The following is a 22556-nucleotide window of genomic DNA, read 5'->3' on the forward strand; positions in this document are numbered from 1 at the left end:
CCGGGCGCGTCGTCTCACTTCTTGGGACTGCAGTCGTAGAGGGAGAAGCTGCCACCGGTGGTGCCGCCGTAGGCGGCGGCCGGGACACGGGTGCAGTGGGACTTCACCCAGGTGGTGACGGCGGTGGTGGGGCGCTGAGTGGTGAGCAGCGCGTAGCGCAGCTGGTGGGCGGTGACCAGGCCGGCGAGCTGCTGGGCGGTGGGGAAGGGCGTGTTGCCGGTGAAGCCGCCCATGACGAGGACGGGCTCGGACTTCGCGCGCAGCAGGGGCTCGGCGCCGTAGGCGGCCTGGGTGGCCAGCAGGTACTTCTCGCCGTTGCGGTGCTCGGTGAGGTAGTCGAGCAGGGCGGTGTCGCGGGCGCTCGGCTGGTCGAGCCCTATCCTCCGCGGTGCGTGGTGCTGACGGATGCTGTCGTAGTACGCGTTGCCGACCGGGCCGGCTATCGGCGCGGTGGCGGCACCCGCGTAGAGCGAGTCGAGGCTGGAGGCGGCCCAGCCGGCCGGTGCGACCAGGGTCGCCGCGATCGCGGAGGCGAGGGCCGCGTGGACCATCCGCGAGGAGGTGCGCGGGCCGCGGGTCCACAGGCCCACCACGCCGCACAGTGCGAGCATCACGGCGACCGGCAGCAGCCAGGAGACGAACCGGGTGGGCCAGTCGAGCACCAGCGCCCATGCCACCGTCAGCACGATCGCCGCCGGCAGCGCCAGGTGCCGTCGGCCGCCCGATCCGCCCTCGTACCGCTGCTCCGGCTCGGGCGCCGACTCGTGCTCGGATTCGAACACCGACACGCTCTGCGCCACGTGCGGCGACCAGTGCTCCGATCCGTACGCCGACACGTACGGCGACCAGGGTCCCGGTTCGTGCGTCGGTTCGTGCGCCGGTTCGGGTTCCGGCTCGTACTCCGGTTCGTGCTCCAGCGCGGGCTTCGGCCCGGGGTTCGGCTCGTACGCCGACTCGTACTCGGACCGGAAGAGCGCGAGCCCGCCGCCGGCCAGTGCGGCGAGCGCCGGGGCGATGACCGCCGTGTAGTAGGCGTGGTTGCCGTTGGAGGCGCTGAACACCAGGGCGTGCATGGCCAGCCAGCCGCCCCACATCAGAAACCCCGCGCGCAGCATGTCGGTTCGCGGTCGGCCGGTGCGCCAGACGACGCCCAGTACCACGGCGAGCACGGCGAGCGGCAGGAACCAGGCGACCTGGGGCCCGACCGTGTCGTTGATCAGCATGTCCCAGCCGGTGTTGCCGGTGGTGCGGCTGGTGGCGGTGCCCGCGACGGCACCGAACGCCGTGGTGTCGCTGCTGAAGCGGCTCAGGCCGTTGTAGCCGAAGACCAGGGCGAACGGATTGTTGTCGGAGGTGCCGTCGAGGTACGGGCGGCCGGCGGCCGGGGTCGCCCAGGCGATCAGCACCCAGAAGCAGGAGACCGCCAGTGCGACCGCACCGCTGAGCAGGACGCGCAGCGCCCGCTTCAGCGGTGTGCCGGGGGCGGCGACCAGGTACACGGCGGCGAAGACCGGCAGCACCAGCCACGCCTGCAGCATCTTCGCCTGGAAGGCGAGCCCGACCCAGATCCCGCAGGTGATCAGCGGCAGCAGCCGCTCGGTGCGCACCGCCTTCTGCAGCGCTCCGGCGGCCGCCACCAGGAGCAGGGTGAGCGCGGTGTCCGGGATGGTGCCCCGGTTGAGGACCACCGTGACCGGGGTGACGGTGAGCGCCAGGGCTGCGACCAGCGCGGCGAACGGCCCGGCCCAGGCCCGTACGATCCGGTGCAACAGCCATACGGTGAGCACGCCCTCGACGACCTGCGGAAGAGCGGCCGCCCAGGTGTGCGGGCCGAAGAGCCAGACGGAGACGGCGTCGGGCCACAGGGCGCCGGGCAGTTTGTCGATGCTGACCGAACCGCTGACGTCGAGCCCGCCGAAGAAGAAGGACCGCCAGCTGCCGGCCATGGACCGTATCGCCGCCCCGTAGAAGGGGTGGAGCGCGGCATGCCCGATGCCCCAGGAGTACAGCAGCGTGGCGACGGCCAGCACCGCGGCGAGCGCCGGGCGTTCCCAGCGCGGGGCGTCTTCCGGCGGGCCGGATCGGCGGTTCGCCGCCCGGCGGCCTCGGTGCGCTCCGGTGGGCCGGGCGGCGGGGATGGCGGTCATGGCAGGGGTCCTTGGATCAGCAGGTCAGGTGGGGCCGCGGTGCACTGGCGGCGGGATCACAGGCGGCGGGCCGACCGGAAGCCGCGGGCGTAGAAGTCGGTGCCGTCCAGCAGCGAGTGGCCCGACAGGTCGCCCAGGGTGGGGCCGTTGGCGGCGGAGCGGCTGGAGTAGAAGCGGTGCCGGCCCTGGTCGTCGAGGCCCATGTACATGCCGCAGTGGTCGATGAAGTCCGGCTTGTCCTTGATGATGGCGAAGAAGACCAGGTCGCCGGGTTGCAGGGTGCCCAGGTCGGTGGCCTGCTTCGTGCCGGTGTGCGGGATCACCAGGCGGCCGGGACCGTAGGCGGCGATGGCGAAGGCGCGGCGCGGCAGACCGGTGCCCTTGGTGTTGGTGTTGTGCAGGGGGATGCCCATGCGGTAGCCCCACACCAGACGCTGGAAGCCGGAGCAGTCGACGTCGCCGTAGCGGGCCTGCTCCGGCTGTACGCGGGTGCCGTCCGGGAAGGTCCAGGGAACGCCCAGATAGTCGTAGAAGTCGGACTGCTCGTCGTGGTAGGCAAAGTCCAGCGGGTTGTTGACCGCGGAGTTGCGCGGGCCGAAGTGCGCGGTGCCCGCGTAGCGCACGCCCTTGGCGTTGTGCTGGTCGGGCGCCCCGGCGCTGCTGTACTGGAACGCCACCGCGAAGACGTCCGGGCTGGTGTCGCCGAGCGTCTTGTCGAACCAGCTCTTGAACCAGGCGGACTTCTCCATGCCTTCCTGCCAGCTCTGCGGCAGCACCCGCACCCAGGCGTCCGTGGTCACCTTGGCCTCGGTGGTCCGCGGCTCGCTGAAGCTGCGGGTGCGCCCGGTGAGCACGGCGGTCCGGGCTCCGTCGGTGAACGTGGCGAGCGTGCCGCCGTCGGCGCCGCGGACCACGGTGCGGGCGGGGGCGGACAGCCGCTCGAAGGTCCGCTTCCCGGAACCCGAACCGGTGCCCGTGCCGTCGGCGGCCGTGCCGCCGCCGTCGCCGCTGCCGCTGTCGTGCCGGTTCCAGGCGTACCCGCCCACCGCCCCGGCGGCCGTCAAGCCCGCGATCGTCCCGAGCAGAGCGCGGCGGGTCGGGCGGCTGCTGCCTCTGCCGGCGGAGTGGGAGTGCATGACCGATCCTCCTGGAATGACGGGGTGAGCTGGGGGTGGGCAGGTCAGCCGGTGGGCAGGACGCCGATCAGCAGACCGGAGACCAGCACCACGTACGTGGCCAGCGTCACGGCCGTGGTCGAGATGACCGTGGCGGCGATCGGCTGACGGACCATCTGGTAGGAGACCAGACCGGGAACGATGAAGCCAAGGGTTTGTGAGGTGTACAGCAGCGGGAACTCGTGGCTGAGGGCGAGCATCACGGTGGTCTGTATCAGCACCGCGCTCAGCACCACGGCGGCGAACAGCCGCTTGCCGTAGAGGATCACGGTGCGCTGCAGCAGCCTTGTGGCGAAGTACGTGACCGCCGCGACACCGACCATCAGCCCGGCCATCTGCACGTCGGTGACGAGCGTGAGGGCGATCCAGCCCGGGGTGATCATCCCCCCGGGCGAGAGATTGGTGGTCAGGTAGCAGACGAGCGAGAAGACCAGCCCGAGGGCGATCCCGAGTGCGGCGGTCTGTGCGGTGAGGTTGGCGGGGATCACGGGTTCCTCGTGGACTGGGGCTGACCGTAGGAGTGGCGCGGGTCGTCCGGGGCGCTCTGGCTGTCAGACCGGCCGTGGGTGTCGGACCGGCCGTGGGTGTTGGGCCGGCCGTGGGTGTCGGACCGGCCGTTGCTGTCGGACCGGCCGTTGCTGTCGGACCGGCCGTGGGTGGCGGCGAACTGGCGGGCGAGTTCGCGCTGGTTCGGGATGTGGAAGCTGTGGGTCGTCTCCAGCGGTGCCACCCAGCTGTACGGCTCCGGCTCGGGCGGCCGGGCCAGCGCGACCTGCGGCCGGACCAGCACGATCTGCATGGTCTCCTGGTCCAGGCCGTCGCCCTGGGGAACGGCGCCGAAGGGATCCTCGGACTCGTCCAGCGGCAGCCCGGCGAGGCATTCGAGGAACAGCTCGCCCTGGCCGTGGATGTTGCCGATCGCCACCATCGAGGAGGACGGGCCGAGTTCCGCGAGGATCGACTCGGTCACCTCCTCGGGGTCCCGGCGGTCGCCGCCGAGATCCACCACCCGCCCGGTGAAGGCGGCCGGGATCGCGTCGCGGGCGCTCTTGGTCGGATGGCCGATGAGGAACACCGTCTCGGCGGCGAGGTCGGGGACGATCGCGCCCATCTGGCCGTTGCGCTCCACCCGGTCCGGACGGCAGTTGATGACCACGTTGAGAGGCCGCCTGATCGCGCCCAGATCCTCCAGCTGCTGGACGTTCATGAGCGTCGACTCGGGGTCGTTGGCCGCGAAGACGTTGGCGAACCGCAGTTGCTTGCCCTCGGGGGTGACGTAGCGCTCCACCGACAGCACGCCCGGGTCGGGCGGCGCGTCCCACATGCCCTGCATCGCGGTCTGCCGTTCCACCCCGAGCAGTTCGGCGACGGCCAGCGCGATCGCCACGTTCTCCTTGAAGGTGAACCAGCTGAAGCCGCGCAGCTCCGCGTCGGTCACCGTCTCCGGATCGACCGCGATCAGGCGGCAGTTCCGCTTGTCGGCCTCCTCCTGGAGGATGTGCAGCCGGTCCTTCTCCGCCGTCACGCACACCCCGCCCACCGGCATCGAGCGGGAGAGCGAGCGGGCGACGTCGTCCAGGGTCGGTCCCATCTCCTCCAGATGGTCCTCGCGGACGTTGCACAGCACGCCGATCGTGGAACGGATCAGCTTCTCCTGGTTGATCTCCTGCAGCGCCGGCATCACCGCCATGCACTCGATCACCAGCGCGTCCGGCCGGTAGGTCGCCGCCCGCCGCACGATGCCGATCTGCTCGACGATGTTGGACAGCCCGAACTTGCGGTAGATCGGCTCCTCGGTGGCATCCGGATGGATGAACCGGGCCGCGGTGCCGGTGGTCTTGGCCACCGTGACCAGGCCGCCGCCGCGCAGCGCGCCCGCGCACAGCCGGGTGATCGAACTCTTGCCGCGGATGCCGTTGACCAGCACCCGCGTCGGTATCTGCTCCAGCGAGGCGAAGTGCCGCCGCTGCTCCACGATTCCGGCGATCCACAGCCCGGCACAGCACAGCAGGACGATGACATAGAGGAAGAGCATGCCGATTCCGTCCTTCTACCGCTGGAGGGTGGTCTGACGCCGGGACGGGGGGGACCCGGCGGCATGGCCGGATCTGGCCGTCCGGTCGCGTTCCGCCAGGGCCTGGCGCATCAGTTCCAGGCTGCGGGTGACCGAGCCGATCTCGTCGTGGTTGACCGGGTGCAGCACGGTGCGGCGATCACCGCCGGCGAGCCGCTCGACGAGCACCGCGACCGAGCGCAGCGGCCGGACCACCACGACATGCAGCCAGCCCAGGCAGGCGGCGCCCAGGGTGAGGCCGAGGATTCCCGCGAGCATGGTGCGCTGCTCGGCCTGCACCGCGGGAATCTGGAGCGCCGCCGCGGGTTCCGCGGTCACCACGTGCCAGCCGAGCCGGGCCGTCGGACCGCTCTGCGCCAGCGGCGCGGCACCGTCGACCGACGGACCGGAGGACGTGCGCAGCACCCGCGAGGTCGCGGTGCCCGCGGTCCCCGGGGCGCCCTGGGTGGCGCGGGCGAGACGGCTGAGGCCGGGGTCGGGCAGCGACTGGAAGGCGCGGTAGCCCACGTTCGCCGCCAGCACCCTGTCCTTGTCGTCCGTCACCCAGACGCTGCCCAGTTTCGGTCTGGACAGAATGGAGTTGAGCGCCTTCACGTCGATCTCGCCGAACAGGACCACGCCTTCCGCCGGGGCCTTGCCCTTGACGGCCCGGACCTGCGCGTAGGCGGCGATCGCCGGGATCCGGCCCGAGGTGTTGACGGTGGTGATCCCGCCGCCGCCGGGCACGTGGACGATGGTGCGCAGCGGTGACCCGCCCACGCGCAGCGTGATGGAGCCCGAGCTGTCCAGGAGGTACAGCGAGCGGTACTGCTTGTGGTCGGCGAGGGTGCGCCGCAGCACCTGGGTCTGGGCGGCCCGGCTGCTGCCCGGCAGACTCGCGGCCGCGTCGCTCAGGTCGGTGTACAGCTGGTCGAGGGACTGCCGGACCCGGTTCGAGGCGATCTCGGTGCGGGTCTGCTGGACGGCGAGGACCGAGGCCGGGACCGCGGTCGCGCTGTGCGCCCGGTTCAGCACGGAGATCATCGGCACCGCCCAGCAGGCCACCACCAGCACGCCGACCGCGGCCAGCGCCCGGTAGCCCGGTCCGCGCCGGGCCGGGAACTCCTGCGGGCCGCTCTCGCCGAGCAGTTGCCGGCGCAGCGACTCCAGGGCCCGCCCGATCCGGGACATCTCCCCGAAGCCGTTCACCGGAACCGGCCGGGACAGCTCCTCCCACGCGGTCGGCCCGCCCTCGGTCGCGCCCCGGGCCAGGCGGCCCGCGGACAGGTACAGCCACAGCAGCGGCCGCTGCAGGAGGAAGTGCAGGGCCAGCCCGAGCAGCAGCGCGAGCACGACCAGCGCACCCGCCGCCTTGAGGGCGAAGCCCGAGTAGTCGACGGCGCTGGCCGTGGCGGGCACCGTGCGGAAGGTGAGCACCACCAGACCGAGGCCGTCGGTGTCGCCGGGACCGGTCGTCGAGGCGACCTGGGCCCAGCCGGCCACCGTGCGCCGGCTGCCCGCGGAGGCACCCAGCAGGCTTCCCGAGGCGTCGGTGTCCTGCCCCGACCCCTTCGCCGCGCGGGTCGCCGCCGAGGGCAGATCGCTGTCGGCGCCGGCCGGCGCCGCCGTGCCGTGGGACGCGGTGGCGAGCGCGGTGCCGCTCGCGTCCAGCACCTCGGCGGTGCGTCCGTCGCCGTACGCCGTGGGGGCGGGGAGCGCCTCGGAGACCACCAGCAGCCACTGCCGGTCGGGGCCGCTCGGGACCTGGTTCTGGTCCTGGTTGGCGTCCTCCTGCTGTGCGGGCAGGGTGACCTTGGCGAAGTACAGCAGTTGCCGGGTGCCGTCCGAGGTCACCAGACGGGGCGGGATCCCCCTGTGCCCGGAGGCCGCCTTGGCGGCGTCGAACCCGGCCAGCTGCACCGTCTTGCCGCCGGTCGCCAGCAGTTTGCCGGTCTGCGGGTCGAGCAGCGCACTGCCGAGGATCCCCTTCCGGGCGGCAGTCAGTGCTTTGAGCGTGGTCGCGGGGGTCGACGCGCTCGTCGCCGGGTACGCCTTGGCCGCACGGCGGACCGTGCTCGCCTCGGCGTCGATGCTGGTGCGCACCGACAGCGCGGTGTCGGCGGCGATCTGCTGCTCCCCGTCCGACACGGCCTGCGGCACCCCCGTGGCATGGATGCCGTCGAGGCCGATCATGGTCAGGGCTGCGACCACCAGCAGGAGTACGACGAGCGAGGCGATCGGCGGGCGCACCCCGCCAAGGATCGGCATATCGGCGCGGCGGCGGGTGCGATGCCGGCGCGGCGCCCGGGGGGCGGAGGGCAGGGCAGGAAATCCTTCGTCAATTGGCGCCGAGCGCCCGAACGTTCTACAGGCCGAACACTCTAGCGTCGCGCGATTACATAACCATCACACTTTCACGCCTGTTTCGTACGTGTGAACCGGCCCGCCCTGTGACGGTCGCCGCACGGGTCCCACGGCGAGCCGAAGGGCGGAGCCATGAGCTGGGCCCGCCCTTCGGATGTCCGGCTGACTGTCCGGTCAGCGGACGAAAGAGATCTCCGGGTACTTGCTGCTGGTGCCGTCGAGCAGGGTGCTGTGCTGCTTGCGCAACTCCTGGTCGAAGAAGGCCGCAAGGTAGACGCGCTGGACCGCGATCGCACGGTTCGGGTCGATCGTCCCGTACTGCTGCTGGAGCTGCGACTGGGAGATCCCGAGCAGGGGCGCGTACTGGGGCACCAGCCACTCGTTGTCGCTGAAGGACAGGTGCGCCGCGCCCTTGAGCTTGATGTCGACCTTGTACCCCTTCAGGTGGGACCACAGCGTGCGCCACGACGAGTCGTTGTTGCGGTTGTGGTTGCCGGAGCTGAAGAGCATGAAGGGGCGGTTCAGGTCCTTGCTCGGAGCCGTCCCGAAGAACTGGCCGTCCAGGTTGGCACCGGCGGCGATACGGCTGTCGAGCTGCATGGCGGTGTCGACCGCCGCGCCGCCCAGCGACCAGCCGAACATCCCGATCCTGGACATGTCGACCGACTTCGTCAGCCCCACGGGGAGGGTGGCCTTGCCGACGTCCGGGTTGCCGCCCTTGCTCAGCGTGGAGAGCTGGTTGATGACGAACTTGATGTCGGCCGCGCGTACCTTGAGCGTGTCGGAGGAGTGGGCGCCCGCCGGCATCTGGTTGACCTCGAGCCGGTTGCCGGGGAACTGCACCTCGTTGGCGTCGTGCGTGTGGTCGACGGTGACGACGAGGTAGCCGCGGCTGGCGAGGTCCTGGACGAGCGCGGTGCCCATCGCACGGTCCGAGTGCAGCCCGGTCGAGTACAGCAGGACGGGCAGCTTGCCGAGCGTGGTGTTCACCGGGGCGAGGACATGGCCCGCCGTGGTCGGCAGGGTCACCAGCTGCGGCGACAGCCCGCGCGTGGCGAGGAAGTGGGCACCGGAGATCGACGGCATCCACGGCGCCTGGTAGTGCCCGGACGTGGAGGTGGCCGGGTACCAGAGCGACACCATCAGCTCGCGGGACTTGCTGCCGGACACGTACGGGTCCGTACGGGACTTGTCGACGAGGTGCAGGCCGACCATGCCCACGCTGTACTTCCCGCTCGGGGCGGGCATCTTGAGCTGCAGGCCGGACGCGGCCTTGCGGGCGGCCGAGAGAGTCTGCGGGCGTACGGCGGCCTTCTGGCGGCCCAGCGGCTTCTCGTCGTTCTCGGGTGCCCAGGGCGTGCTCGTGGCGGACGAGGACGCGGTGGTCGTGGGCTGGGAGGACGATGTGCCGGTGGCCATCGCCGATGACAGCCCCACACCCAGTGCAACGGCCAGCGCACCCGCAGAGCCGACCGCAACGGCGATCAATCTGCGACGGTGGCGCAGGCGACGGTGATTCATGAAACCCCCTCGTGGGTCGGCGATCACAGAACGGGCGATCGACTGCCGCACACCGTACCGCGACAGCTCCCTGCGGACCCACGCGCCCCGGATGACCCCGTGGTGACCTCACGTACCGGATACCGAGCCCTGTCACGGTCCGCTGATCCGGCGCTCCATGGCGTCGGCCGCGCCCCTGCGGTGCGGCCGAGCACGCGCGTCAAGTCAAGCCGCTCGGCGGCAGGTCGGCTCGGTTGCCGACGTCGGTGACCACACGGGGACGGCGGTCTGACGACCTGTCGGCTCGTGGGTCCGCACTGCGCGGCGCGTACGCAGGTCAGCGTTGCACACCACGGGCGCCCGGGGGCGGCGAGGCCGGAGAGGAGCCGCGATCGTCGGAGCTCCCGCCCGGCCCCGGCCCGCGGGCTGAGAAGCTGGGGGCAGGATCGTGTTCCCGCCGGGCGGGAGAACGGAGCGAGGACAGGATGAGCGGGCAGCGGCAGCCGGTGTTCGTGAAGGTGTGCGGGCTCACCCGGGAGGAGCAGATCGACTGGGCCGTCGAGCTGGGGTACGACGCCGTCGGGATCGTCGTGACGCCGAAGAGCAAGCGGTACTGCCCGCCCGAACGCGCCGTGGCGCTCGCCGGCCACGCCCGGGGACGGATCCCCGTCTTCGCCGTGGCCCTGACCCTCGCCGAGACGTCCGCCGTCGCCGAGCACTTCGACGTCGTCCAGATCTACGAGCCGGCCGACATCCCGAACCTCGCCCTCGCCTCCGGCACCCCGCCCGAGAAGCCGGAGGCGCTGCGGTACTTCTTCTACGACGCCAGCGCGGGCAGCGGCGTGTTCGAGGACATCCCCCGCTGGGTCGCTGAGGTGCCGGGCAAGGTGGTGATCGCCGGGGGCCTCGACGAGCACAACGTGGCCGGTGTCGTCGCGGAGTTCGGACCCTACGGCGTGGACGTCTCCAGCAGCGTGGAGACCGCGCCGGGGGTCAAGAGCCGCGAGAAGATGGCCGCCTTCGTCGCCGCCGCCCGCACCCCCGGGCAGAACAGCCGCTAGCGGCCGGCCTCGCGCAACTCCCTGATGATGCGGGCCGTCACCGGCACGGGTACGCCGTGCCGGTCCGCCGCGCGCAGCAACGCGCCGCCGATCGCGTCGAGTTCGAGTGGCCGGCCGGCCTCCGCGTCGCGCTGCATCGAGGACTTGGCGGCGGGCGGGAAGGCGTCGTACCTGGCCAGCGCCTGGGCCGGGTCGGCGGGGGCGCCGCAGGCGCGGCTGACGGCCGCTGTCTCCGCCACGAGGGACGCCAGTTCCTCGCGGTGCCGGGTGCGGGCCTCGCCGAGAGGGAGGGCGTAGCGGGTGGTGAGGAGGGCGAACGGGGCGAGGAACGCCATCTTCGCCCAGAGGACGGTGGTCTCGTCGTCCAGGACGCGGGTGGCCGGGCCTGCGGCGGTGAGCGCTTCGGCCAGGGCCTCCAGGCGGGGGCGGGGGACCTTGGCGCCGGTCAGGTCGATCTCCGCGAAGGGGCTGGTGTGTTCGATCACGCCCGGTGCGGTGCGGGTCGACTCGACGCGGATGACGGAGGGGGCCACGCGGTCGGGGGCGTAGCGGGCGCGCAGCAGCGCGGGGTGTTCCACGCCGTTCAGGAACGGGACGAGAAGGGCGTCGCCGAGCGCCGCGGGCGGGATCCGGGTGAGGGCCGCGTCCAGGGCGGTGGCCTTGACGGTGACCAGGCAGGCGTCGACGGGTTCGCGGAGGGCCGTGTCGGCGTCGACGGGGGCCGTGAAGTCGCCGAACAGGGCGCTGCGGACCCGGATTCCGGTGGCGCGCAGGGTGCGTGCGGTCTCCTCGCCGGCGAGGCAGACGACGCGGTGGCCGGAGCGGGAGAGCAGGGCGGCCAGCAGGCCGCCGACGCCGCCGGGGCCGAGGACGGCGACCGTGAGGTGGGGGGCCGCTGCGTTCGGGGTGGTCGGCATGGCGTCGTCCTTTCGTCGGTCGGCCCCGGGAGCGGTGGCCGCCTCTGGAAGATCCTCGCAGGAGGGAGGGGGTCTGCGGGAGACTGGGGACATGTGCCGGAGTATCAAGACCCTGCGTCCGCCCCAGCTGGCCGAGGAGGCCACGGAGGAGGAGATCCGTGCTGCCGCGTTGCAGTACGTGCGGAAGGTGTCCGGGTTCCGGGCGCCGGCCGCGCACAACCGGGAGGTGTTCGAGCGGGCGGTGGACGCGGTGGCGGAGGCGACCGCCGCGTTGCTGGGGGGACTGGAGGTGCGGGGGCAGGGGGCCGTGGGTGGTGGGGGCTGAGGGATACGGCTGCCCGCGGCTCAGGGGTGCGTACTACGCCGGGCGGCGTCTTCGCATCAGGTAGCCCGCGCCCGCGCCCGCGCCGAACAGGGCTGCTACCGATACCGCCGTGGCCATCCAGGTCGCGCCCAGCCACTGGGCGCCGAGCCAGCCGAGGGTGACGCTGTAGATCGCCCAGGTGAGGCCTGCCAGGGCGGACCAGGGGAGGAAGTCGCGGACGCTGCGCTGGGTGGCGCCGGCGCCGAGGGAGACGATCGAGCGGCCGGCCGGGGCGAAACGGGCCAGGACGACCAGCGCTCCGCCGCCCCGGGACAGGGCCTCGCCGAGACGTTCCTGCGCGTCGCTCAGCCGTCGGGAGCGGGCGATCGCGCGGTCCAGGCGGGCTCCGCCGCGCCGGGCGAGCCGGTAGGCGAACAGGTCGCCCAGGACCGAGGCGGTGGCCGCGCAGAGGGTGAGCGCCAGGATGTCGGGGAGGGCGTGGGGCGGGACCTGTCCGGCCGACGCGCCGGTGCCCGCCGCCGCTGCCGTGGCCGCGGTGATGACGAGTACTCCGCTCGGCAGGACCGGGAGGAACACGTCGAGCAGCACGGAGAGGGCGACCATGGCGTACATCCATGGCCCGGCCTCCAGCGACCCCATGCTTTCCCACACGACGGTTCCCCCGCGATTGTCCTGTTGTGCCCCCCGGCGACAGCCATACAGCGTACGCCGGGGGTGTGACAGGAGTGTCACGGGGGGCTCGTATGTTCGGCAAAGGGTTGTCGGAGAACGGTCATGCGGGTGCCATGCGGTGTCATACGGCGACCGGCGTGTGCCGTTCGGCCGTCGCCGGCCGCTCCGGGTGCGTCTCCGTCCGCGGTCGCCCCTCGGCCGCCGCCGTCCGCAGCACCGCCCGTGCTATCGCGTCGGCGTCCGACAGGGTCACCGAGTCCACGCCCGGCCTGGCTCCCGCCGCGGTCACCCAGTGCACGCCCTCGGTGGGCACCCCGAAGGCGAACCGCCGTGCGTGCGGGCGGCCGTGACGGTCGAGGAGGCGGTACGGGCGTGGTGTGACGTCGACCCCGCCGGTCTCGTGGCCGTCCACCACGTGCGGGCGGCACGCGCCCTCGCGGAGCAGGGCGGCCAGCAGTTCGTCGGCGGTGCGGCGCAGGTCCGGCTCCGGGAGGCGGGCCTCGACGACGGTGGTCACCCGGACCTCCGAGCCGGGTACCGCGGGGGAGCGTGCCACCCACGCGCCGCCCCCGCCGCCCCCGCCGTCCGCGTGGTGCACCTCAAGCCGCGGGCCGAGCACCTCCACCACGCCCGCCGCCACCAGCGCGGCCAGCTCCTCGATACGGCGGCGGGGCGGGCCGATGGACAGGAACGCGTTGAGCGGGGTGTACCAGCCGTCCAGGTGGGCCCGCCGGGAGGCACCGGCCAGGCCGCCGTGGTCGACGATCAGCCGTATCTCGTTGCGCAGGTCGCGCAGTACGTCCAGGGCGGCCTTGAGCGGGCCGCGTACGTTGCCGAGGGCGGCCTGTGCCGCGTCCTCGCGCAGATAGTCCAGGAGCCAGGCCCGCCACTGCGCGGGATCGGCGAACTTCCGGTCTCCGTACGGGTGCTGGAGGCGCTCCCAGGACCAGCGGTCCGGCTCCGGCACGCCGTGGGCGTCGAGTACGGCCGTCTCCGCGCGCCGGCCGCCGGCCGCGAGGAAGCGCGCGGTGAACCCGGGGTCACCGGTCAGGGCGGAGTAGTAGACCGTCTCCACCTCCTTCGCGACCAGCGGCCAGATCTCCGCGAGGAAGTCGGGCGCCGCGCCGGAGTCCGCGCGGTCGCGGAAGCCCGCGATCACCTCGGGGGTGAGCAGGAGCGGGGTGTGGCGGCCGTACGGGCCCTTCGCGTTGTCGCCGCGTGCCTGGTACGGGACGCCGCGCCGGGAGCCCGCGTACAGGCGGGGTTCGCGGCCGGAGGGGGTGTAGCGCAGGGTGCCGCCGGGGGTGCGGGTGAAACGGCCGCCCCGGCCGGTGGTCAGCAGGGCCAGGTGGTCGAAGAAGTTGAGGCCGAGGCCGCGCAGCAGCACCGGTTCGCCGGGCGCGAGCGGGGTGAGGTCGACGTCGGCCGGATTGGCGGGCGGGATGTGCCGGAGGCCGTGCCGGGCGGCGTGGGCGGCGAACCGGCGTTCCGCGGCGGACGCCGTCGCCGGGAGGTGGCCCTGGGCCAGCACGACCGCCGCCAGGCCGGGCAGGGTGCGGCCGTCGTGGAGGGTGAGCGTCTGATGGCGGCCGTCGGGGTCGTCGTCGAGCCGTACGGCGCGGGCGCGGTGGGTCTCGACGCGGACGGCCGCCGGTGCCCGGCAGACCGTCCGGGCGAACACCCACTCCAGGTAGCGGCCGTAGTGGGCGCGGGTCGGGTAGTCGTCGGGGCCCAGCTCGCCGCCGTCCGTGGCGGCGGCCCAGGCGTGCAGGCTGGGGCCGGGCCGCACGGGGCCCGCGCAGTCCACGCTGGCGTCGGTGAACAGGGTGACCTGGCTCGCCACGGTGTTCATCAGCAGTTCCGCCGGCTGTGTCGTACGCCAGACCCGGCCGGGGCCAGGTGGGTCGGGATCGATCACGTGGACCGTGAGACGCCGTCCAGGCAGCAGTTCGGGGGCGGAGGCGCAGAGGCGTTCCAGGACGCTGGTGCCGCGCGGGCCGGCGCCGACCAGGGCGACGGAGACCGGCACGGATTCCTGGCCGCGCTCCCGGACGCGCTCTTGGACGGGCTCTCGGGGGGACTCCTGGGGGGACTCCTGGGGGGAGGAGGACAAAGAGGTGACTCCCGGGCGAGTGGGGGGCGCAGGGCAGTGACGCCGCCCGCGCGGGAACGGGAAGCGGACGGTCCGCCTCATCATGCCGTCGCGGTCAGCGAATGCCAACGTGAGCACCACGCAACACAGTTGTCACCCGGCTGTGCTCACCGGTCGGTGAGGACGGACTCCGACACGGTCTCCAGGGTCCCGTCCCGCCGGGCCCGTTCCAGCCGCAGCCGGGCCGAACGGCCGTGCAGCGTCAGCGTCATGAGCTGGTTGCCGAACCACGGCCCGCCCCTCTTCCGCCACGTGACCGGTGGCCGCGCGCACCGCCCGTGCCGGGTCAGCCGCCGCCCGAGGAACCGGGCCAGCGTGCTCCAGCCGAACCGGAAGCCGGCCCGGATCGTCGGCGGCACGGAGTTGTGGACGGGGGAGCAGGTGAGTTGCAGCACCCGGGAGCCGGGCGCGCTCCCGGCGGGCCACTCGGGTTCGGCGACGTAGGCGTGGTGGACGTCACCGGAGAGCACGCAGACGGAGGCGGGTGCCGCGGGCCCGGAGCCGGTCCGGGCGAACAGGTCCGCCAGCTCGGCGAAGGACGTGGGGAAGGCCGCCCAGTGCTCCAGGTCGGCCGCGCGGCGCAGCCGTTCCCCGAACCGGGCCCAGCGGGCGCCCCGTTCGCCCCGGCACAGGGCCGCGTCCCAGGTCTCCAGGTCGTGTATCAGGTGCGGCAGCAGCCAGGGCAGCGAGGTGCCGACCAGGAGATGGTCGTACGACGCGCGGTGGTCCAGGGCCTGTTCACGCAGCCACCCGGCCTCGCCGGCATCGAGCATGGCGCGGCTCTGCTCGGCCAGGACCCGCGCCGCCCGGGTGTCCACCATCAGCAGCCGCACCCGCCCGAAGTCACGCCGGTAACTCCACCGTACGGAGGCCGGGTCGGCGTCGGCCCCGGCGGCGAAGGCGCGCAACTCGTCCGTGCCGTCGGGTGCGTCGCACACGGCGGCGTACAGCGGGTCGGCGGCCAGCTCGGCCGGGGAGAGGTTGCCCAGGTGCTGGTGGACCCAGTACGACATCAGTCCGCTCAGCAGCCGCTCCTGCCACCAGGGCGTGGCACGCACGTCGGCCAGCCAGGCCGCGGAGGTGTTCCAGTCGTCGATGACGTCGTGGTCGTCGAAGATCATGCAACTGGGCACGGTGGAGAGCAGCCAGCGCACCTCCGGGTCGAGCCAGGACTCGTAGTAGAGGCGGGTGTACTCCTCGTAGTCCGCGACCTCGGCGCCGGGCGGGTCCGCGAGGTCGCGGCGGGCGGCCAGCCAGTGCCGGGTGGCCGCCGAGGTCTCGTCGGCGTACACCTGGTCGCCCAGCAGCAGGAGCACGTCGGGCCGTTCGCCGCCGGCGGCGATGCGCGCGGCGAGGCTGTCGAGGGCGTCCGGGCCGACCGGGTCCGGGCCGTCGGCGGGCGGCGCGGCCCAGCGGCAGGAGCCGAAGACGACGTGCAGGGGCTCGCCCGCGGCCGGGGAGCGGATCACCGGGGGCGGGAAGGGGGAGCCGGTCGGCGGCCACACGCGGGTGCCGTCGAGGAGGACGTCGTACGACGGGGCGGTTCCCGGGGTCAGCCCGGTGACCGGGACGAGGGCGTAGTGGTGGCCGGCCACCTGGAAGGTGTGCGCGGTGCCGCCGGCGCCGTCCGAGCAGCGCACCTCGGCGGTGCACGGACGGCTCGCCTCGACCCAGACGGTCGCCGACGAGCCGTCCGTGTACCTCAGCAGCGGTCCCAGGCGCAGTCCGGCCACGATCGCCCCGCCCTCCTCCTCGGTCGGTTCGCCTCTGTCGCCCCGTACGGTACGGAACGACGGAGGCCGACGGGGAGGTCCCGACACGGGAAAGAGAGCAGGGAAGGGGGGGAGCGTGGCCGGAACGCGGGGGAAGCGACGCCGCTGCGGCGGCCGGTTCAGCAGGCGGAGAGGTAGCTGGTGAGCGCGCTCTTCTCGGCGGAGTCCACGGAGAGGTTGTAGTAGTACTTCACCTGGACCCAGGCGCGGACGTAGGTGCAGCGGTACGAGGTGAGGGACGGCATCCAGGTGGCCGGGTCCTGGTCGCCCTTGGACTGGTTCACGTTGTCCGTGACGGCGAGGAGCTGCGGGCGGGTGACGTCGTTGGCGAAGGCCTCGCGCTGGGCGGTGGTCCACTTGCTTGCGCCGGAGTCCCAGGCCTCGGCGAGCGGCACCAGGTGGTCGATGTCGACGTCGGAGGCGGCGGTCCAGGTGGCGCCGTCGTAGGGGGAGTACCAGGAGCCGCTGGTGGCGGTGCAGGCGGAGTTGGTGACGACGTTGGTGCCGTCGCGCTTGAGGATCCACTCGCGGGTGTTGCAGGTGCCGCTGATGGTGTCCCAGGTCGGGAAGAGGTCGCGCGCGTAGCCGGTGCGGTTCTCGGTGGCCACGGTGAGGGAGGCGAGGTAGGTGCGGGCGGTGGACGCGCTGACCGGGGTGGGGAGGGCGGCGGAGGCGCTCGGGGAGTTGAACAGCGCGGCGGAGGCTATGAGTCCGGTGAAGGCCGCGAGTATGCTGAGTCGTCGACGCGCGTAGAACTTCGGCATGCGAACTCCCTGGTGGGGGTGGGGTGTTGGAGCGCGAGCGAGGGAATGCTCGCGCCGCCGTGTTGCCGCTGGGTGAGCGTTCGGTAAGAAACTAATGACGTGTGCATGACACGACAAGATGTGCGACGTGACTCACAGGCGGGGCGTGCGGCCTTGGGATCGATGGCGGAGTCACGTACTCTTGACGGCGTTGAAGGGGAGTAGCTCTTCGCCGGACCGTCGACATACTGCTCAGCCCGTCTGAGCCGGCGCCCGGAGGCGGACCTCGGCCATCTCGGTCGGAGGCCGCCAGCGAGACCTTCGGCAAGCAGTGCACGCCTGTGCCGTACGGCACGGGTGCCCGTGTGCGCTGGCCTGCCGAGGTGATCGTCTGCGAAGTGCGGTGCTCTCGGTGGGGTGGCCCCGACCGATTGAGGACCCTTGATCAGCATCACCGTGACGGCGCTCGTCTTCGGCGTCATCTTCCTCGCCGAACTGCCCGACAAGACCGCGCTCGCCGGTCTCGTCCTGGGCACGCGCTACCGGGCGTCGTACGTCTTCGCCGGTGTCGCCGCGGCCTTCCTCCTGCACGTCGTGCTCGCCGTCGCGGCCGGCAGCGTCCTGACCCTGCTCCCGCAGCAGATCGTGCACGCGCTGACCGGCGTGCTTTTCCTCGGCGGCGCGGCCGTGCTGCTGCTGAAGAAGGGCGAGGAGGACGAGGAGATCCGCAAGCCGGCCGACCAGTCCTTCTGGAAGGTCGCCGGCACCGGGTTCATGCTCATCCTGGTCGCCGAGTTCGGCGACCTCACGCAGATCATGACGGCGAACCTCGCGGCCCGCTACGACGACCCGCTCTCCGTCGGTCTCGGCGCCGTGCTCGGCCTGTGGGCGGTCGCCGGACTCGGCATCGTCGGCGGCAAGGCGCTCATGAGGAAGGTGCCGCTGCGGCTGATCACGCAGATCGCGGCGGTGCTGATGCTGGCGCTGGGCGTGTGGAGCCTGTGGGAGGCGATCGCGGGCTGAGCGGGGCCCGCCCTGGGGCCGGACGGGTTGAAGACTCGGTGAACGGTCGGCGAAGGCGGTGGCGGGATCGGCGTTCTGTTTTGTACCGTGGGGGAACAAAGTGGCTCCCGCCCGTTTTCCCTGACCGGCGGGCGGGGCCGCCTTGTTCTCCCCGGCCCGCTTTCGGCCCGTGTACTAGGAGCTGCCCGATGACGGCCACCGTCCTCACCGCCCGCGCCCTCCTGCTCGACATGGACGGCACCCTCGTCAACTCCGACGCCGTCGTCGAGCGCATCTGGCGGCGCTGGTCCGAGCGGCACGGGCTGGACGGCGACGAGGTCATGAAGGTGGTGCACGGGCGCCAGGGGCATGCGTCCATGGCCGTGCTGCTGCCGGACCGGCCGGTGAAGCAGAACCTCGCGGACAACGCGCGCATGCTGGCGGAGGAGACGGCCGATGTGGAGGGCGTGGTGGAGGTCCCGGGTGCCGCGGCCTTCCTCGCCTCGCTCCAGGGGCTGCCGCACGCGCTGGTGACCTCGGCGGACGTGGCGCTGTCCACGGTGCGGATGGCCGCCGCCGGGCTGCCGCTGCCGGCGGTGCGGGTGACCGCGGAGTCGGTGGGCGCCAGCAAGCCGGACCCCGAGGGCTTTCTGAAGGGGGCGGCGGAGCTGGGCGTCGCTCCGGCGGACTGCGTGGTGTTCGAGGACTCGGGCGCGGGGATCGCGGCGGGGCGCGCGGCCGGGATGCGGGTCGTCGGCGTCGGCGCGCGGGCCGGGGTGCACGGGCCGGACGCGGTCGTGCGGGACCTCACGGAGGTGCGGGTCGAGGCGACGGCGGACGGGTCGATCCGGGTGCACGTCGGCGAAGCCTGAGGCCGGGGCAGCGACGCTCACCGGCGCCGACGGGGTACCGCCGCGCCCACCCGTGCCGCCTGGGGGTCCCCCAGGCCTTTCGGGCTCTGGGGGAGGCACGACTGCCCGCAGCTGAGTAGCTGACACGACTGCGGGCAGCTGGGTGGCTGACACGGCTGCCCGCAGCTGGGTGGCTGACGTGATTGCGCGCGGCTGGGACGCGACTGCTGGTGGCTGGCACGGTTGCTGCCGCAGGGGTTTGAACAGAGGGGCGCCCGGCCGGTCGTGCTCGCCTTTGCGGGTTGGCCTCAGCATTTGGGTACCGCGCTCGGCGAGTTCGTGTTCGAAGGCGCGGGCGAAGTAGTTCTTGTCGCCGATCAGTGTCTGTCCGGGGTGGCGTCGGAGGAGGTCGGGTTCGGCGGCGAGGAGGTCGAGGAGGGTTTCGCGTTCGTCGGCTTTCGCTCCGGTCAGGGCAAAGGCGATGGGCAGGCCCTGGAGGGTGCGGACCAGGTGCAGGCGCAGACCCCAGAAGAAGCGGCTGTGGCCGGCGCAGTAGCCGTATTCGGCCCAGCCTGCCGGGTCGGAGCGTTTGAAGGTCTCGCGGGAGCCACCGCACTCGACCGGGGTGGAGTCCACGACCCATACGTCGTCGCTCCATATCGAGGTGGCGAGGATGCGGGTGATGCGGCGCATCAGGCCGGCGGCTTTGCGCAGCCACTTGTTGTAGCCGGGCTGCTGCGGCAGGTAGGGGAAGAGGTGTCGCACGTGGGAGCGGGCACGGCGGAGCCACTTGGCCTCGGAGGTGAAGCCGAGCACGGCCTGCATCATCGCAAGGGTGACCAGTTCGGCATCGCTCAGGCGGGGAGTGATCCCGACCTGCGGACGCCAGGGAGCCAGGCCGGGATGCTCCTTCGGCAGGTCGTCCGTCGTCGCGTAGAGCGCGGTCGCGAGGGTGTCCAGGTCGTTCGTCACAAAACGATCTTGGACACCCTCGTCATCGTTCCCGCAAGGACCTCTTGAAACAGTGTCCTGTCTCACTCAATCGAGTCGTTTTCTCAACGAACCGAGTCGTTCGGGCTTCTGTCTCAGCGAACCTGGTCGCGCGGCGCCGCTGCTCGATTCCCGCGGATACGTGCCAGTGCCGCTCAGCGGGGAGGACTGCGTCGAGTTGCTGCCGGAGCGCTGGCAGGCGATCAACGCCTACGGGATCCGCATCAAGCACCGCACCTACGACAGCCCCGAGTGGAACCCGCGGCGCCGCCAGTGCTCGGGGGTGACGGCGAAGAAGGGCCTGCTCGCGGCCCCGCCGGACCGGCCGCCGACGATAGGGGCCGCCCCACGCCCCGCCGGCCACACGTTGGTCGGCGGGGAACCGTCCCACCACTCCGTCGACATCGCCACCCACGTGCCCTGGCAGTACACCGGTGTCGCGGGCGAGGTCACCAACTGCCGGGTCGGGTGTCGCTGCACCTGGCGTCCGCTGACGCGTCGGCCGCGGTGAACCGGCGTCCGTTCCTGCCCAAAAGCGGGGATCCAACCTCTTCGAAGGCAGACGCCCGCCCGCGCTCACAGCAGTCCGGGCCGCTGCCACTCGTCACCAAGGACGTGGTGGTCGAGAAAGTTCAGGAACGCCTCGTACCAGACCTGGATGTGGCCCGGAGAGAGGATCCAGTGGTTCTCGTCCGGGAAGTACAGATACTTCGCAGGCACCTCGAACCGCTGCAGATCCTGGAAGAGCGCGGCGCCCTGGCCGACCGGTACGCGGTAGTCCTTCGCGCCGTGGATGACCAGCATCGGCGTACGGATCTTCGCGGCGTCCAGGTACGGGGAGTGCGCCTCGTACCGCTCGGGCCGGGTCACCGGGTCCCCGAAGATGCACTGGAAGTACCAGGGCGCGTCGGTTTCGCCCTGGAAGGACCGCAGGTCCCACAGGCCCGCGTGGCTCACGATTGCCTTGAACCGATCGGTGCTCGTGGCGACCCGGTTGGCCATGTAGCCGCCGTAGGAGCCGCCCCCGAGCGCGGTCCGCGCGGCATCGATGTCGTCACGGGCCTCGGTTGCGTCGGTCAGCGCCATCACGTCCGTGTACGGGACCCCGCCCCACTGCCCCCAGCCGCGCCGGTGGCCCTGCTGACCGTAGCCGGTCGACAGGGCCGGGTCGGGCAGCAGCACCGCGTAGCCGCGAGCCGCGAACGGCCACGGGTTCCACCGCCAGGTCCAGCCGTTCCAGCTGCCCTGCGGCCCGCCGTGCACGGCGACGAGCAGCGGCGCGGGGTTCTCGGCCGACGCGCCCTCGGGCAGCACGAGCCAGCCGCGCAACCGGTACCCGTCCGCCGCGTTGGCGTGCACCTCGGTGAGGGTGCCCGGCAGCGCGTCGAACGCACCGGGGGCGGGCAGCTCGACCGGCGTCTGGTCGGCGACGCCGGCCTCGAACCTGACCGGCCGCGGCGGCGAGTCGATCGCGTTGCGCAGCGCGTACAGCGTCCGCCCGTCGGGAGCCACGCAGAGCGAGCCGTACGCGCCCGAGGCGGTGAGCCGGGTCACGGTGCCGTCCGCGTCCCGCCGGAAGACGGGCCCGTGACCCTCCACATCGGCCACGAAGAAGAGGACCTCGTCGACCGTCGAACAGACGGCGCCGACAGGCCAGTTGTCGAACCCGGGCAGCAGATCGACGGCCTCGCCACCGTCCACGCCGACCCGGACGAGCGTCATGTCCATCGACTCGTCGTAAGTCGGCCACGTCATCCGCGAGCACACGACCGCCGAGCCGTCGTGCGTGAACACCGGCGCCTCATAGAGGTGCTCCACATCGCCCAGGACGAAGACCTCCTCGCCGGTGGCCGCGTGAGCCACCACCACGGCGGTGCGGTTCTCGGCGGGCACCCGGCCGGGTACGAACCGGGTGTAGGCCACTCGCGTCCCGTCGGGCGACAGCGCCACGTCCCCGGGATTCTCGAGGCCGACACCCTGTCCGCCGGCGTCAACCACGACGCCCTCGGCCCCCGCGCGCACGAAGGTGTGCTGTTCCTCGGGGCCGAGATCGCGGTCCCAGGCGCGGGTCGGCCCGGCCTCGTACAGGATCGCGGTGACCTTCGCGTCCTTGCGCGCCGTGCGCAGCTTGCCGTGCGCGTCGGCGTCGGCGGCCCCGGGCAGCAGCCCGGCAGTGTGGGCCAGCGCGCCGGCATCCCGGGCGACGGTGAACGCGGTGATCCCGCCCGGGTGCCGGGCCACGACGGCGGCCTCACCACGTCCGGGCAGCGCCCACAGCGCGGCACCCTCGTGCTTGTCCTCCTCACCGTCGTCCTCGCGTTCCGACAGGAAGTACAGCACCCCGTCCGGACCGAACGCGGGCCCGGACTCGCCCTTCCCCGACCGGGTCAGGCGCAGCGCCTCGCGCTCCCCAGCCGGATCGATCTCCCACAGCCCGGACACGAACCTGGTCCGGTCCTCCGACAGCGTCTGAACGGTGGCGACGAGACGGCCACCGTCGACGGACAGCGCAAGGGAGTTGACGCGAGGCTGGGCGAGGAACGCGGGCAGTTCGTGGAAGGCGGTCGTGCCACCGGGGATCGCAGACATGCGGAGATTCTTGCTCGCGAAGGAGGCGGTGAATAGCGGATTACGGGCGCCGCCCGCCAGCGGTGCCTGTCGCCCGTCCGGCACGCAGAGATCCCGCCCGATCAAAGTGATCGGACGGGATCCCGTCAACCGCCTACGAGCTGACTCGTGAACGGCGCCTCCGATCACAGCAACACGTTCAGACCGCACCCGACGCTCACGAACGCCCCCCTTCCAGGGGCGCGGCCCGACTCCCAATTCCTA

General features: G+C 72.4%; 17 protein-coding genes and 1 pseudogene. 5 read left to right on the top strand and 13 right to left on the bottom strand.

Features of this window, described 5'->3' with window-relative positions; all coding sequences use genetic code 11:
- Positions 1-14: 14 nt before the first annotated feature.
- The 6 genes from ACFY0K_RS07040 to ACFY0K_RS07065 form a co-directional block, all read right to left on the bottom strand.
- Positions 15-2147, bottom strand: a complete 2133-nt coding sequence (locus tag ACFY0K_RS07040) for an ArnT family glycosyltransferase (RefSeq protein ID WP_390638976.1) — start codon at positions 2145-2147, stop codon at positions 15-17.
- 56 nt (positions 2148-2203) lie between these two features.
- Positions 2204-3283: an NlpC/P60 family protein gene (locus ACFY0K_RS07045; protein ID WP_390638977.1), complete on the bottom strand. Its 1080-nt coding sequence runs from the start codon at positions 3281-3283 to the stop codon at positions 2204-2206.
- Between the two features lie 44 nt (positions 3284-3327).
- Positions 3328-3810 (bottom strand): poly-gamma-glutamate biosynthesis protein PgsC/CapC, encoded by a 483-nt coding sequence (locus ACFY0K_RS07050; protein ID WP_351954785.1) that lies wholly within the window; start codon positions 3808-3810, stop codon positions 3328-3330.
- A complete protein-coding gene (gene pgsB / locus ACFY0K_RS07055) occupies positions 3807-5357 on the bottom strand; it encodes a poly-gamma-glutamate synthase PgsB (protein ID WP_390638978.1) in 1551 nt (516 codons plus the stop codon). Before pgsB ends, ACFY0K_RS07050 begins: the two co-directional genes overlap by 4 nt.
- A 15-nt stretch (positions 5358-5372) precedes the next feature.
- The gene (locus ACFY0K_RS07060; RefSeq protein WP_390638979.1) at positions 5373-7625 is read right to left on the bottom strand and encodes a HAMP domain-containing protein; all 2253 of its coding nucleotides are present in this window, start codon (positions 7623-7625) and stop codon (positions 5373-5375) included.
- A 288-nt stretch (positions 7626-7913) separates the two neighbouring features.
- Positions 7914-9158: an alpha/beta hydrolase family protein gene (locus ACFY0K_RS07065; RefSeq protein ID WP_390638980.1), complete on the bottom strand. Its 1245-nt coding sequence runs from the start codon at positions 9156-9158 to the stop codon at positions 7914-7916.
- A gap of 566 nt (positions 9159-9724) precedes the next feature.
- On the opposite strand from ACFY0K_RS07065, the gene ACFY0K_RS07070 reads away from it, so the two are divergent.
- Positions 9725-10300 (top strand): hypothetical protein, encoded by a 576-nt coding sequence (locus ACFY0K_RS07070; RefSeq protein ID WP_390638981.1) that lies wholly within the window; start codon positions 9725-9727, stop codon positions 10298-10300.
- On the opposite strand, the gene ACFY0K_RS07075 is transcribed toward ACFY0K_RS07070, so the two are convergent.
- Complete coding sequence (locus tag ACFY0K_RS07075) at positions 10297-11217, bottom strand: ketopantoate reductase family protein (protein WP_390638982.1); 921 nt, start codon at positions 11215-11217, stop codon at positions 10297-10299. The two genes, ACFY0K_RS07070 and ACFY0K_RS07075, sit on opposite strands and share 4 nt — an antisense overlap.
- Positions 11218-11308: 91 nt before the next feature.
- Between ACFY0K_RS07075 and ACFY0K_RS07080 the strand changes: the two genes are divergently transcribed.
- Positions 11309-11542, top strand: a complete 234-nt coding sequence (locus ACFY0K_RS07080; protein WP_351954779.1) for a DUF2277 domain-containing protein — start codon at positions 11309-11311, stop codon at positions 11540-11542.
- 33 nt (positions 11543-11575) lie between these two features.
- On the opposite strand, the gene ACFY0K_RS07085 is transcribed toward ACFY0K_RS07080, so the two are convergent.
- The 4 genes from ACFY0K_RS07085 to ACFY0K_RS07100 form a co-directional block, all read right to left on the bottom strand.
- Positions 11576-12181 carry a DedA family protein gene (locus ACFY0K_RS07085; protein ID WP_390639454.1) on the bottom strand — a complete coding sequence of 202 codons (606 nt, stop codon included), beginning with the start codon at positions 12179-12181 and terminating at the stop codon, positions 11576-11578.
- Between the two features lie 154 nt (positions 12182-12335).
- Positions 12336-14243, bottom strand: a complete 1908-nt coding sequence (locus ACFY0K_RS07090; protein WP_390638983.1) for an FAD/NAD(P)-binding protein — start codon at positions 14241-14243, stop codon at positions 12336-12338.
- A gap of 230 nt (positions 14244-14473) precedes the next feature.
- Positions 14474-16099: an alkaline phosphatase D family protein gene (locus ACFY0K_RS07095; protein ID WP_390638984.1), complete on the bottom strand. Its 1626-nt coding sequence runs from the start codon at positions 16097-16099 to the stop codon at positions 14474-14476.
- A gap of 158 nt (positions 16100-16257) precedes the next feature.
- Positions 16258-16902 (bottom strand): HNH endonuclease family protein, encoded by a 645-nt coding sequence (locus tag ACFY0K_RS07100; RefSeq protein WP_351954776.1) that lies wholly within the window; start codon positions 16900-16902, stop codon positions 16258-16260.
- A 420-nt stretch (positions 16903-17322) separates the two neighbouring features.
- Between ACFY0K_RS07100 and ACFY0K_RS07105 the strand changes: the two genes are divergently transcribed.
- Together ACFY0K_RS07105 and ACFY0K_RS07110 are read left to right on the top strand one after the other, a co-directional pair.
- On the top strand, positions 17323-17904 hold the full coding sequence (locus ACFY0K_RS07105) for a TMEM165/GDT1 family protein (protein ID WP_390638985.1): 582 nt from the start codon (positions 17323-17325) through the stop codon (positions 17902-17904).
- A 188-nt stretch (positions 17905-18092) separates the two neighbouring features.
- Positions 18093-18755, top strand: a complete 663-nt coding sequence (locus tag ACFY0K_RS07110; protein WP_390638986.1) for an HAD-IA family hydrolase — start codon at positions 18093-18095, stop codon at positions 18753-18755.
- Positions 18756-18980: 225 nt separating this feature from the next.
- On the opposite strand, the pseudogene ACFY0K_RS07115 reads toward ACFY0K_RS07110, so the two are convergent.
- Positions 18981-19706: pseudogene (locus ACFY0K_RS07115) on the bottom strand (transposase); the annotation flags it as partial.
- 160 nt (positions 19707-19866) lie between these two features.
- Here ACFY0K_RS07115 and ACFY0K_RS07120 point away from each other — a divergent pair.
- The gene (locus ACFY0K_RS07120; protein WP_390638987.1) at positions 19867-20235 is read left to right on the top strand and encodes a hypothetical protein; all 369 of its coding nucleotides are present in this window, start codon (positions 19867-19869) and stop codon (positions 20233-20235) included.
- Positions 20236-20300: 65 nt separating this feature from the next.
- Here ACFY0K_RS07120 and ACFY0K_RS07125 read toward each other — a convergent pair whose 3' ends face one another.
- Positions 20301-22313 (bottom strand): S9 family peptidase, encoded by a 2013-nt coding sequence (locus ACFY0K_RS07125; RefSeq protein ID WP_390638988.1) that lies wholly within the window; start codon positions 22311-22313, stop codon positions 20301-20303.
- Positions 22314-22556 lie beyond the last annotated feature (243 nt).

Origin of the sequence: Streptomyces sp. NPDC001507, from assembly GCF_042894765.1 — a bacterium.
Taxonomy (GTDB): domain Bacteria; phylum Actinomycetota; class Actinomycetes; order Streptomycetales; family Streptomycetaceae; genus Streptomyces.